6 protein-coding genes are annotated in these 13,218 nt (G+C 59.0%); 5 read left to right on the forward strand and 1 reads right to left on the reverse strand.

The window, feature by feature from the left end; translation table 11 throughout:
• Positions 1–23 precede the first annotated feature (23 nt).
• Positions 24–2,351, reverse strand: coding sequence for a PSD1 and planctomycete cytochrome C domain-containing protein (locus L1A08_RS20890; protein ID WP_238758494.1), 2,328 nt, complete (start codon positions 2,349–2,351; stop codon positions 24–26).
• Between the two features lie 390 nt (positions 2,352–2,741).
• Here L1A08_RS20890 and L1A08_RS23075 point away from each other — a divergent pair, with 390 nt between their 5' ends.
• The 5 genes from L1A08_RS23075 (at position 2,742) to L1A08_RS20915 (ending at position 13,197) form a co-directional block, all read left to right on the forward strand.
• Positions 2,742–3,188, forward strand: a complete 447-nt coding sequence (locus L1A08_RS23075; RefSeq protein ID WP_390896945.1) for a sigma-70 family RNA polymerase sigma factor — start codon at positions 2,742–2,744, stop codon at positions 3,186–3,188.
• Entirely contained in the window at positions 3,185–4,837 is a 1,653-nt protein-coding gene (locus L1A08_RS20900) for a FecR domain-containing protein (protein ID WP_238758497.1), read from the forward strand. The genes L1A08_RS23075 and L1A08_RS20900 overlap by 4 nt, the downstream gene beginning before the upstream one ends.
• 149 nt (positions 4,838–4,986) lie before the next feature.
• On the forward strand, positions 4,987–8,067 hold the full coding sequence (locus L1A08_RS20905) for a PSD1 and planctomycete cytochrome C domain-containing protein (RefSeq protein ID WP_238758499.1): 3,081 nt from the start codon (positions 4,987–4,989) through the stop codon (positions 8,065–8,067).
• Positions 8,057–9,499 (forward strand): DUF1501 domain-containing protein, encoded by a 1,443-nt coding sequence (locus L1A08_RS20910; protein WP_238758500.1) that lies wholly within the window; start codon positions 8,057–8,059, stop codon positions 9,497–9,499. The genes L1A08_RS20905 and L1A08_RS20910 overlap by 11 nt, the downstream gene beginning before the upstream one ends.
• On the forward strand, positions 9,496–13,197 hold the full coding sequence (locus L1A08_RS20915; protein ID WP_238758501.1) for a DUF1553 domain-containing protein: 3,702 nt from the start codon (positions 9,496–9,498) through the stop codon (positions 13,195–13,197). Before L1A08_RS20910 ends, L1A08_RS20915 begins: the two co-directional genes overlap by 4 nt.
• The last annotated feature ends 21 nt before the right edge of the window (positions 13,198–13,218 follow it).

A 13,218-nucleotide genomic window follows, 5' to 3' on the forward strand; every position in this document is an offset into this window, starting at 1 on the left:
GAGAGGACCTCTTTACTGGGGGGTCAGTCGACGTAGCGGAACTCGTTCGTCATGAGCAGAGCCTGACAGAGCGTCGCCCAGGCCTTGCTCTCGTTGTTTTCTTCGGACTCCGAGAAGCGTACCAGCTCCAGCGCCTGGGAATGTTCCTTCGACGTGGGTTCGCGGCTCAGGATGCGACGGAAGATCTGCCGAACGCGAGCATCGGACTGGGAGTTGTCCTTCAGGACAGTCGCGGCCAGATGCTCGGACTGTTCGATGACGAAGGGACTGTTGAACAGGAACAGCGACTGCCCCGGCACCGTGCTGCGATCCCGTTTGCCGGTGACGGCGATAAACTCCGGCAGATTGAAGGCTGCAAGTTCCGGGGGCGGCGAATTACGGAGATAGCACAGGTAAATGCTGCGATGGTCACTCGGCTCGTGGAGATTCCCTGCCAGATTCACGAGGATGTCGCGATGCCGGATCAGGGAGCCTTCCGGGGGCGTAAGATCAATCTGTCCGCTGGCCAGCAGCATGCTGTCCCGCAACGCCTCCGCATTGAGACGACGCCGGTTGTGTCGCGCAAGAAGTTTGTTTTCCTCATCGGCCTTGATGAACTGCGATTCCGCCAGACTGCTCAGCTGATAGGTGCGGGTGAGAACAATCTGTCGAATGAGGGACTTCATCGACCAGCCGTTTTTCATCAGGTGAATGGCCAGATGGTCGAGCAACTCGGGGTGAGTGGGCCGTTCTCCATAGGTGCCGAAATCATCGGGCGTGCGAACGATTCCTTCGCCAAACAGATGCTGCCAGACCCGATTGACGATCACCCGAGCCGTGAGCGGGTTCCGAGGATCTGTAACCCACTCGGCCAGTTGCAGTCGGCCGCTGGTGTCTGGGGCGATAGTGAATTCTTCGGGCTCTCCGAAGTCGCAGACCGAGAGAAAGCCTCGGGGAACCGCTTCGCCGAGTTTATTGGACTCCCCGTTGATGTTGATCTTGCAGTCCGCGGGCTCCTTCTGATCCTTGAGCCCCATCGCCAGTGGCGTACCGGGCTCCCACTTGGATTTTGGAATCTCCTTCGGCTTGCCTGTGTTCGATTCGAGGAGAACAACCGTCTCGACGAAGTCCTCCGGGGGCAGGGCGTTCGGAGCGGCTTTGAGCACGTGCAGATCGGTGGGGGGAGCAGTGAGCTTCTCGTGCCCCGCGACTCCCCACATCGTTTCGCTGCTGGTGAAGAGGCCCGCCATCGCGTAGTAATCGCGAGTCGGGATGGGATCGAATTTGTGGTCGTGACAGCGGGCACAGGCGATGCTGATCCCCATCAGTCCCCGACCGACGACATCGATCTGATCGGCGACGACATCCATCGCGAAATTGTTGTTCATCGCCTTGGCCGGTTTGGCCGACATCGCCAGCAGGCCGGTCGCGATGAGATAGCGGTCCCGTTCGTCCGGCGACTCGGCCGGCAGTAAATCGCCAGCCAGTTGCTCTTTCACGAACTGGTTGTAAGGGACGTCGTTGTTGAACGATTCAATCACATAGTCGCGATATCGCCAGGCGTGTGGAAACGTCGGATTGCGGCCAAGACCGTCGTTTCCGTTCGACTCGCCGTAGCGGGCGACGTCCAGCCAGTGTCGTCCCCAGCGTTCTCCGTATTGCGGACTTGCCAGAAGCTCATCGACGAGATCGGCCACGGCCGATGGCCCGTGTTCGGAGAATTGGGTGACGAAGCCGTCAATCTGCTCCATGGTCGGAGGCAGACCGACGAGATCGAAGTAAAGCCGGCGAGCCAGAACGCGTGGTTCCGCGTCCTGAGTCGGGGCGAGTCCTTCCTGCTCGATCCGAGCCAGAATGAACTGATCGATCTCGTTTCGCGGCCAGTCGGCGGCTGCAACGTCGGGAACCGGAGGTTCAACGACAGGTTGCAGCGACCAGAGATCGGACTCGATCGGCGGAGCTGTGGCCTGTTCGGGCGATTCAACGCGCGGGTCCGGAGCATTTCGACGAATCCACTCCGCGAAATCCTTGATGACCGGCTCGGGCAGCGGCTCCTCCGGCGGCATTTCGGTGCCATCGTACCGGAGAGCCCGGACAATGAGGCTCTTGTCGGGATCACCAGGAATAAGAGCTGGTCCTGAGACTCCCCCCGTGCGGACCCCGGCATGTGTATCGAGTCGGAGTCCTCCGCCGAGATCTTCAGCATCGGCTGAATGGCAGGAGTAACAATGCTTAACGAGAGCAGGCCGAATCCGGTTCTCGAAGAACGTCACGTCTTCGGGCGATAGATCATCAGCCGGAAGGGGAGCGCCGCTCAAGACGATGATGAGCAATACCAGGCCAGGGTGAAGTGGAGGGCGTTTTGAAATCACGACTGCTGTTTCAGGTGGGATGAAACTTTGGAGGGCGCACTTCTTATCAACATGAGCTTATCAGTCGGGAATGATGCCCTCAACCCCGTGATGTACAAAATACGGAAGATAGGCGGTGGTTTTGGTATAAGTCTCGATGCGTGATACTGTTACGGATCTAGCGGCGGTGGTCGTGACGGAGAAAACGGGGCTTTTTTTGAAAGTCCGGCGATTTTTCGGCGAGAATTGCGTCATGGAGAGATGACTCCTTATATAAACGACTGTTGTTGCACCGGGCCTTGAAAGCAAATCCGCATCGAGATCGACAGCATGGAATTTACGCGGGAAAACGAGGAATTCGTCAGGCTGTATGCCCGTCATGAAGGACGGCTGCGGCGATACGTTTTGGCGATGGTTCCCGTTGCCTCCGATGTGGATGACATTCTGCAGGACACCGCGGTCGCCCTGATGCGGAAATTCGATCAGTACGACCGCGACCAGCCCTTTTTTAACTGGGCCTGTCGATTCGCAATGTTCGAAGTTCTGCAGCACCGTAAGCGACATCGAACCCGGAAGCGTCACTTCAGTGACGAAGTGCTGGAAGCGATTGCTGAAGAGTATCAGCAGCATCAGCAGTCGGCCGATCGCCGCCGTCAGGCCCTGGCCGATTGTATGCGGCAACTCGAAGAACAGGACCGGCGACTGATTGAACTGAGATATGGAAGCACGGACACGATCGACAATCTGGCTGCTCGAATCAACGAGCCTGTCGCCAGGCTTTATCGTTCGCTGGCGCGGATCCGCAATCTTCTGGCGAACTGCGTCCGTCAGAAACTCGCCGTGGAGGGGCAGCAATGAGTGAACTCCACACGAGTGGATACGACCGCGAACTTTCCGAGCTGCTGGCCGGTCTGCTCGAAGACAATTTGTCCGATGAGCAATTCGAACGGCTTGACGAGCGACTTCGTCACGAGCCGGCTGCGCGGCAGAGGTATCTCGATTATATTGAGATTCACGACGAACTGCCGGAGATGGTCGTTTCGTTGAGCAATGACGATGCTCTGGAGGAACCGGCGGGTCTTACTCCGGTATCGCGGCCTGAAGGGGAACGCCGCGAATCATCCCGGACCCGTTCTTATCGGGCGGCATTCTGGTCAGGATCGGCCATCGCTGCTCTGTTGCTGATGGGCGTTCTCCTGAACTGGACGCCTGGCTTCCGGGATGACGTCCCCCCGCATGTTCGCGTATCGACGTCGCAGGTTCATTTTGCGAATCTGGCTCAGGCCCGGTTCTTCGGCGAGCTGACGCCTTCCATTCGATCGGCACCGATCCTCGATCGCGACTATGTGTTGCAGGCGGGCATGGTGGAACTCGCCTTTCCCAAGGGGGCAACCGCGATCATCGAAGCCCCTGCGGTCTTCCGGGTGAAATCCGACGAGCATCTCGCTCTGCATGTCGGCAACTGCAGTGTGCACGCTCCCGAAGGGGCAGAAGGTTTCCACGTCGAAACGCCGGCGACGTGCGTTGTGGATCGAGGAACACGATTCTCGGTGAGCGTTTCGGAGACGAATGCGACCGAAGTCCAGGTCATTGAAGGGGCCGCGGACGTTTATCGTCGAACGGGCGAAGCGACCCGCCCCAGTGAGAAGAACTTTCAGGCCCGGCTGCTCCGCAATGAAGCTCATCGATACAGTTACGCGGCGGAAGCGCCCGGCGAGGTGATTCCCTTCAATTCGGCCAGCTATCAATATGCTCTTCCGGATCGAGTTGTGTCCTATACGGCTACGGAAAAGGAAGGGCAGGGGGCGCGCGACCTGGTCAGTGTCACCGTGCAGCGGGGGGGCCGACAGATCGAACTTCCGGTCGGCGAATTAGTGCCCGCTAAGTTAACCTGGTTCAAAGCGCCGTCCGGCATGGGGAATTTTGCCGGAGAGGAGCAGCTTCCGCGGTTCCGACGCGATTCGGCGAGCGATCGCAGTTTGATCACCGGGGCGATCAACCCGGGTGGAAGTGTGGATCCGCTTCAGAGCAGTCCGATTCTCTCGGGTGAAGCAGGAACGCCGGGCATGGCGATTCGCTTTGACCAGCCTGTGATTAACGGCCCCGGTCCCGATGTGGTCTTTTTTGAACTGCAGGGCCCGGTCAATCCGACAACCGGGGACCGCTTTCACGTGAGTCCACTCGAGTTCAGACAGGGGTTGAAATCGCACACGATCGAGAGCTTCGATCTGACGATGGAATCACCGCATGCGCTGGAGCTGGCCGATTTTTACGTGCACATGTTCAGCGAGCCGCCGTCGAATCTCGAAGAGCTGGAGACGATTGAATGTTCTCCCGTACTGCAGGCCCTCAAGTTCCGGGCGCTGGCGGTCGGGATCGATCTTTCTGATCTCGGATATGCTCCGGGGGAACGGGTGAACGGCCTGTTCTTTCAGGATGCGCTCGACGATAAGCACACGATTGATCCGGTCTTCATTGGAGGCCTGCCTCCACTCGACGATCACTGACACGGTTATCATTCGCCCCGCACGAGGGCGGAAACGACTTTCGACCTTCCCGGTAATCACACCGATCGCTCCCGATCACTCAAAGGCACTTTCCCATCATGCTCAGAGAATATCGGCCCTTCAACAGGTTCGTTCTCACTGCACTTGCAGTGGTACTGTTTTCGATTGAGACAGTCGACGCCAGCGAGCCCTCCGCCCGCCCGGAAGATCTGTTCGAGATCCATGTCCGCCCGACGCTGGTCGCTCACTGTATTCAGTGTCATGGCGAGTCCAAACAGGAAAGCGGATTGCGGCTGACAACGCTGCAGGATCTTCTTCAGGGAGGCGATTCCGGGGCGGCCATCGTTCCCGGCAAGCCGGAAGAGAGTCTGCTGCTGGAAGCGATGCGTTACGAATCGTTCGAGATGCCTCCCGCGGGCGAGCTCGAGAGCTCAGTGACGGACGGTATTGAAGCCTGGATTCGGGCCGGAGCTTACTGGCCGCAGGATCTGGTGCTGAAACCAACGCCGAAAATTTCGAGCGAAGATCGTGAATGGTGGTGCTATCAACCGATCAGCAATCCCCCGGTTCCCCAGGTCGAAGATCGTGGCTGGTGCCGCAACGAGATCGATCATTTTATCCTGGCTAAACTGAACGACGCCGGAATCGCTCCTTCGGAAGAGGCCGATCCCACACAGCTGGCCCGTCGCGTTCACTTCGCGTTGACCGGTCTCCCGCCCTCGCCGGAGTTATCCGCCGAAATCGAACAGGGAATTGAATATGAGACGCTGGTCGATCGGCTGTTGAATGATTCCGCTTACGGAGAGAACCAGGCCCGGTACTGGCTCGATCTGGTCCGCTACGCCGATTCCGATGGATACAACGCCGATCATTCCCGTCCCGATGCCTATCAGTACCGCGACTATGTCATCCGGTCCTTCAATGAAGACAAGCCGTATAATCGCTTTGTGACCGAACAGATTGCCGGAGATGAGATCGATCCGGGAAACCGCGACGCTCTCATCGCCACGATGTACCTCCGTCATTGGATTTACGAGTGGAATCAGCGGGATGTCGAAGGTCAGTGGGAAGAAATTCTGAGCGACATCACCGAGACGACATCGGATGTGTTCATCGCGCAGGGACTGAAGTGTGCCCGCTGTCATGATCACAAATTCGATCCGCTGCTGCAGAAGGATTACTTCCGCATGCAGGCCTTCTTCACGCCGATCCAGCCGCGTGAGGATCTGCCGATTGCCGATGCCGAAACGCGGGCAAAGCATCTTGAACAGCAGAAGAAGTGGGAAGCGGCCACCGACGAAATCCGGGCCCGGCTGCATGAAATCGAAATGCCGGTGCTGATGAAGCACGCCACCCGCGAAGGGGTCGACAAGTTCGTCAAAGAGATCCAGGAAATGATTGGCACCCGCGAGGACAAGCGTGGGCCGTATGAGCAGCAGATTGCTTCGCTGGCTTCGCGTCAGTTCGATCTGCACCCGGAAAAGCTGGATGAATGGCTGACCGACGAGCAGAAAGCCGAGCGGAAGAAATTGCTGGCCGAGCTGGCCGAGTTCGACTCGCTCAAGCCTGAGCCGCTGCCGACCCTCAAGTTCGTTGCCAGCGATGTCGGTCCGGTTTCCCCGCCCACCTACATTCCGGACGTGGCCGAACCCAAAGACATTGCTCCCGGCTTCCCGACGATTCTGCATGAAGAGCCCGTCGAAGTGATCGCGCCCCCCAGGGCACTGCAGTCAACTGGTCGGCGGACGGCGCTGGCGAAATGGCTGGTCGATCCTCAGAACCCGCTCACGGCTCGTGTCATAGTGAATCGCGTCTGGCTTCAGCACTTCGGGCGGGGACTGGTGGAAACGTCCAGTGACTTCGGTCGGCTCGGTACTCCTCCTTCTCATCCAGAACTTCTCGACTGGCTGGCGACTCGATTCATGGCGGAAGGCTGGAGTCTGAAAAAGCTGCACCGCCTGATCCTCACGTCGGCGGCGTACCGTCAGTCTTCGCAACGACAGATGGACGATTATCTCCGCAAGACGGATCCTGCGAATCTGCTGCTGTGGCGGATGAATCCGCGGCGTCTTTCCGGCGAAGAGATTCACGATGTGATTCTCACGGCCTGCGAAGAACTCGGCGAGAAAGATCGGGCTATTTACAAAACTGTGAAACGGAACCGCCTCGATCCGCTGCTCGCTTCGTTCGACTTCCCAGATCGCGTGGAGAGTGAGTGTAAGCGGCACCAGACGACGACCTCTCCGCAAGCCCTCATGTTGATGAACAGTTCCTGGCTCTACGAACGGGCGACGTCACTCTCGACCCGCATGCGAGGCGTTGAGCTCGATGACATGCTGCGAACGGTTTACCAGCGTTTGTACTTCCGCGATCCGACCGATGAAGAGCTCGCCATGGCGGCTGAGTTCCATTCGTCGTACCGGTCGGTAACTCCCGATGTGGAAGCTCCGGATTGTCTGGAGCCGTTGAAAGAAGGACTCCTCGGGATCGACATGAACCCCGAGAAGCCAACGACGGCGGAGGTGCCGGCGTTCGAAGCGTTGCCTCAGGGGGACTTCACGGTTGAAGCCGTCGTTCTGCTGCGGTCACTTTATCCCGATGCTTCCGTGCGGACGATCGCGACCAGCTGGACGGGAAGTCAGAAAGAAGCGGGCTGGGCCCTGGGCGTTACATCGACCAAGAGCGGTTACAAGCCTCGCAATCTAATTCTGCAGCTTGTCGGCGATCGCGGTACCGGCTCGCCCGAATACGAAGTGATCCCTTCCAATCTGCATCTCGAGTTGAATCGCCCCTATTATGTGGCGGTCAGCGTCGATCTCGATGATACCTCCGAGCAGGGGATTACGTTTGTGATGAAGGACCTGTCGCAGGCTGATGCGGAGCCGCAGATCGCTCATGTTCCGCACCAGGCAAAACAGGATGCTCAAACGCAGCGTCCGATTGAGTTTGGCGGGCGAGCGAAACGTCAGCTGTGGGACGGGCTGATCCATCAGGTTCGGATGCATGACGCCGCACTGGCCGACGATCAACTCGACGGAACAGCCACCTCAGACCTGCTCTTCGATATTCAGTTCGCCGATCGCAAACAGATCGGCCGAGACGCCTCGCCAGCACGACGCGACGCCGTGGTTCAGCTTCCGAGTGGACCGCTGGCCTCTCCGGCTCAACGCGCTGACATCGCCGTACTCCATGCACTCTTGAATTCCAGCGAGATGATCTATGTCGACTAATTCTCATCAGACAAACGTCCATTCGAATCTGTCGCGTCGCGAGATGCTGGTCAAGAGCGGGGGAGGCTTCGGCGCTCTCGCCCTGGCCAGTCTGCTCGGTCAGACTGGTTCCACTGACGCGGCCAGCGCTGCGCCCTCACCTTTGACTTCGAAGCTGACGCATCACGCGGCTCGCGCGAAGAGTGTCATCTTCCTGTTCATGGACGGCGGGCCGAGCCATCTGGACACCTTCGATCCCAAGCCGGCTCTCGACAAGCTCGCTGGCAAACCAATTCCGGAAAGCTTCGGCCGCGTTATTACCGCCATGGGAGAGTTCGATTCGCCGATTCTTCCCTCTAAGCGGAAGTGGAAGCAGCACGGCGAGAGTGGTCTGTGGGTATCGGACTGGTTGCCGCATACGGCTGAAGTGGCTGATGAACTGGCCGTAATTCGATCCTGCTGGACGAACGGCATCAACCACTCCGGGGGCATCTGCCAGATGAATACCGGCAGTCAGTTCGCCGGGCGGCCTTCTCTGGGCAGCTGGGTCACTTACGGACTCGGCACCGAGAACGAGAATCTGCCGGCTTATGTGGTGATGCAGGAAGGGACCGGCAACGTGATCAACGGAGCCCGGAACTGGGGCGCCGGTTTCATGCCCGCGGTTTATCAGGGAACGAAACTGGAGAAACAGGGGGAGCCGTTCGCGAACCTCAGTCCCCCCTCTGAAATTCAGGAAGTTCAACAGCGGACGGAACTCGACTTTCTTGCTCAGCTCAACCAGCGGCATGCCGCGGAACGTCAGGACAATTCCGATCTGGAAGCCCGTATCCGCAGTTATGAACTGGCTTTTCAGATGCAGTCGCACGCGCCGGAAGCCGTCGATCTGAGCCGGGAAACAGCGGAAACGCAGAACCTTTACGGTCTTGATGATCCAAAGACCGAAGCCTATGGCCGCCACTGCCTGCTGGCCCGCCGGCTTGTGGAACGTGGAGTCCGGTTCGTTCAGTGCTACCACGGTGCGGGCAGTAAGTGGGATGCCCACAGCAAGATTGAAGACAACCATACCCGGATGTGTGGCGGCATGGACAAACCAGTGGCTGGCCTGATCAAAGATCTGCGTCAGCGCGGACTGCTCGATCAGACTCTGGTTGTCTGGGGAGGCGAGTTTGGGCGCACGCCGCAAAGCGAGAAGGGCGATGGCCGCGATCATAACCCGACCGGATTCACAATGTGGATGGCAGGCGGCGGGGTTCGTTCCGGCCAGGCTTACGGCACGACCGATGAAGTCGGTCTGCATGCCGTGGAAGATCGACTTCACGTCCACGATATCCACTCGACCGTGCTGCATCTCATGGGAATCGACCACCGTAAGCTGGTGTACCTTCACAAGGGACGCCCGGAGCGGATCGATCAGAACGAAGGACACGCCTACAAGGAAATCGCATCGTGAAGCGGCTGACCGCACTGATTCTAACGCTCTTTCTCGTGGGGACCGCTTCGACAGTCGCTCAGAATTCCGACACCCCGACTTCGATTCACTGGGAATTCAGCTCTGAAGAAGGGGCGATGCCGTGGACGGCGAAGGGCAATGTCAGCCGCGATCAAGCCGGGCCGCGTCCGCCTGAGTTCCCGGAAATGCCCGCCGGCAACACCGCGGTTCAGGTCGATTCTGGCGCTTACCTGGCTGTGGCTGATCCCGGTCCGGGAAGTCCGCTGGACTTCGACAACGGAGACAGCGTTACGTTCGAAGCCTGGGTCAACCCGAGCGAACTGCGAGATGGTCAGCATGGCTATGTGATTGGTAAGGGACGGACTGGCAATCCGAAATTCGCTAGGGATAACCAGAACTGGGCATTCCGCATCACGGGCGAGAAAGGTGAGGCTCGCGTCAATTTTCTGTTCGCGACAAAACTCTCCTCCGATGGGAAACACTGGCATCGCTGGACATCGAAGAAAGGATTTCCTGTCGCGACCGGTTGGCATCACATCGCCGTGGCCTATCGGTTTGGAGACCCCGATTCGATTCGCGGCTGGGTGAACGGCAAGCCCACCGATGGCACATGGGACATGGGCGGACCGACGAAGGCCCCTCCAGTTGTTGATAACGATGAAGTGAGGATCGGCAACGGGTTCTCGGGCGGTCTCGACGAGATTGCCATTCATCGCGAGATCCTGGATGAAAAGACTCTCGCCGCTCGCTTCAACCGAGTGGGAGAGACGCGTGTTGTTGAACTGCAGCCCGAGGTCATGCCTGAACTCGGCGAGATCCCGTCTGGCAACGTTCTACTCCAGTTGAGCGAGGGACTGCCGACACACGAGCGCTGGCTCTACACCGGCGAGACCTGGCCCGCTGAGACCGCCCGGTGGATGGGGAATGATTTCTTACTGCCTCGGATTCCGCTTCGGTACGATGCCTGGGGGATTCGCACAAACTGGAAAGCCCCCGTGCTCGTACGTATGGCTGGCGATGTGGAACTCCCGCCCGGCGAGCATCGGATGATGCTGTGGACGCGGGCTCTGAGTCGGTTGTGGGTCGATGGTCAACTGATCGTGAAGACGGAGACGATTGATAACCGTCCTCCAAACGGCGAAGAACGGATGACGCCGCTCGTGGATCCGCCGTTGCCGGGACATCGCATTCGGGGCTACCGCCAGCAGGAAGTGTTCGGCATGGTGCAGGTGGCTCCGACTGAAGATGGAAAGCCACGTCGCTGCCGGGTCGTGCTCGAAATGGTGACAGGGGGAAAGAGTTTGCGGACCGAGACCGGCGAATGCTGTGTCGCGATCCAGATTGGAGAAGATCCGAGTCTAGTGGTGCTCCAGCCGGCAAAGGCCGATGTGAACGACATGTTGCCTCTGACAGACGCCGCCGTGAAGCCAGCTCTCCGAAGAATTGAAGATTCTCTGGCTGACTACGACGACCTCACACGACGGACGGCGGCCGCCTCGCGGGAACCGTTCTGGAAAAAGCGACACGAACGGGCCGCGGCGTGGGGGAAGACAAATCCGGCTCCGCCTGTGCCACGTCCGGAAAGTAGTCCTGAAAGGCATCCCATCGATGCATTTCTGCTCGCCAGGATGGAGCGGGCGCGCATAGAGGCAGCGACATCGGATCCCGAGCAGACCGAGTATTTTCACGGCAAAGTGCTCCCGATTCTTCGTGAGCAATGTTTTCGCTGTCATGGCGAGAAAGACAATGGGGGACTCAAGGTCAACTCGCGCGACTCCATTCTCTCGGCTGGCGATTCCGAAACTCCGGCAGTCGTTGCCGGAAATCCGGAAGAAAGTGAGCTGATTGCTCGCGTCCGAGCCGGGGATATGCCGCCGACGGAGGAAGGGCTTCCAGAAGAACAGATTCTGATTCTCGAACAATGGATCCGCGATGGAGCCGCGTGGCCCGCGCCGCCGTTGGACGAAGCCGCCATTACACCGGCTGCCGTGGTCAACGATGAGAAATTCCTTCGAAGAATCTATCTCGACATCATCGGCATGCTCCCGACGCAGGAGGAAGCTGAGAGCTTCCTCTCGGACACGCGGGATGACAAGCGGACCCGTTTAATCGACCGATTGCTGGCCGATGAGCGGTGTGCGGACCACTGGATGAGTTTCTGGCAGGATCAGCTCGCCGAGAATCCTTCGCTCTTGAACGCGTCTCTGAACAGCACGGGCCCGTTTCGCTTCTTCCTGCACGACTCTCTCCGCGACAATAAGCCGCTCGATCGAATGCTGACGGAACTGTTGCAGATGCGGGGGAACTCTTCGGAGGGCGGCAGCGCTGGCTTTGCCATCGCTGGAGAGAACGACTCGCCCTTCGCGGCCAAGGCCCACATCATCGCATCGGCCTTTTTAGGCATTGAAATGCAATGTGCCCGCTGTCACGACTCGCCCTATCACACAACGACGCAGCGAGATCTCTATGCACTCGCAGCCATGCTGAACCGAAAAGCTCTGACCGTTCCGGCGACGAGCCGGGTCCCGGCCGCGTTTTTTGAGAAGCAGACGCGAGCCTCACTCATTCAGGTGACCCTGCAACCGGACGAAGTGATTGCTGCCGAGTGGCCATTCGCGGACGTGACCGGCGTCAGAGACGACGCCTCCCTCGATCCGCTGATCGAGCAGCCATCGGATTCCCGCGAACGGCTTGCGGCTATCATTACGGCTCCGCAGAATGAACGGTATCGTCAGGTTATCGTCAATCATCTCTGGAAACGGTTGATCGGCACCGGGTTTGTGGAACCGGCTTACGACTGGGAGGGGCGCACTCCCAGCCATCCCGAATTGCTGACCTGGCTGGCTCATCAGTTTTTGGAAAGCGGCGATGATGTCCGCTCATTGATCCGGCTGATCGTCACTTCAGAGGTTTACCAGCGAGAAGCGGTGGGGCGTAATCACGCTGCCGAAGCCGACGTTCGTTTCTTTGCCGCTCCGGATCGACGGCGGATGACCGCGGAACAGGTTGTCGATTCCCTGCACGCTGCGACAGGTCGCCCATTCGATGTCGAAGTGCTGACATTCGTGCACGATGGCCGGAGTGGTCATGTCACGCTCGGAAAGCCGACCCGGGCGTGGATGCTGGCCGACCTGAAGAACGAACGCGATCGACCGAGTCTGAATCTGCCCAAAGCGCGGGCGGTCACAGATGTGCTTGAAGCATTCGGCTGGCAGGGATCCCGCCAGAAGCCGATCCATGAACGGGAACTCGATCCCAACGTGCTGCAGCCCGGCGTGTTGGCGAACAGTGCTCTGAGTGTTTCGTTGACCCGGGCCGCCTGCCGCTCCGAACTGGCTGAACTCGCACTCGACGCCGAGTCGCCGGGCCAGTTAGTCGACACGCTGTTCCTGCGGATTCTCACCCGTTATCCCACAGCCGATGAGAAGGACGCTTTTTCTGCCGCGTTGGCCGACGGTTTCGATCAACGTCGAGTTCCTGAGGCTGACGTGCATTGGCCTGCAGACCCACCACGTCTGCGGCAGGTCACGTGGTTCAATCACCTGCGACCCGATGCCAACTCGATTCAACAGGAACATGAACGGCGTGTTCAACAGGGACCGCCCGCCGATCCTCGTCTGCAACCGGAATGGCGGGTTGTGTACGAAGACGCCGTCTGGAGTCTGATGAATCACCGGGAGTTCGTCTGGGTTCCCTGACCGGGCAGGCGCTGCATCTTC

The sequence above is a fragment of the Rubinisphaera margarita genome (assembly GCF_022267515.1).
GTDB lineage: Bacteria > Planctomycetota > Planctomycetia > Planctomycetales > Planctomycetaceae > Rubinisphaera > Rubinisphaera margarita.

Excerpts from the sequence above, each read along its gene's own strand:
- L1A08_RS23075 (WP_390896945.1), top strand. The coding sequence starts at position 2,742 with ATGGTTCCCGTTGCCTCCGATGTGGATGACATTCTGCAGGACACCGCG.
- L1A08_RS20900 (WP_238758497.1), top strand. The coding sequence starts at position 3,185 with ATGAGTGAACTCCACACGAGTGGATACGACCGCGAACTTTCCGAGCTG.
- L1A08_RS20910 (WP_238758500.1), top strand. The coding sequence starts at position 8,057 with ATGTCGACTAATTCTCATCAGACAAACGTCCATTCGAATCTGTCGCGT.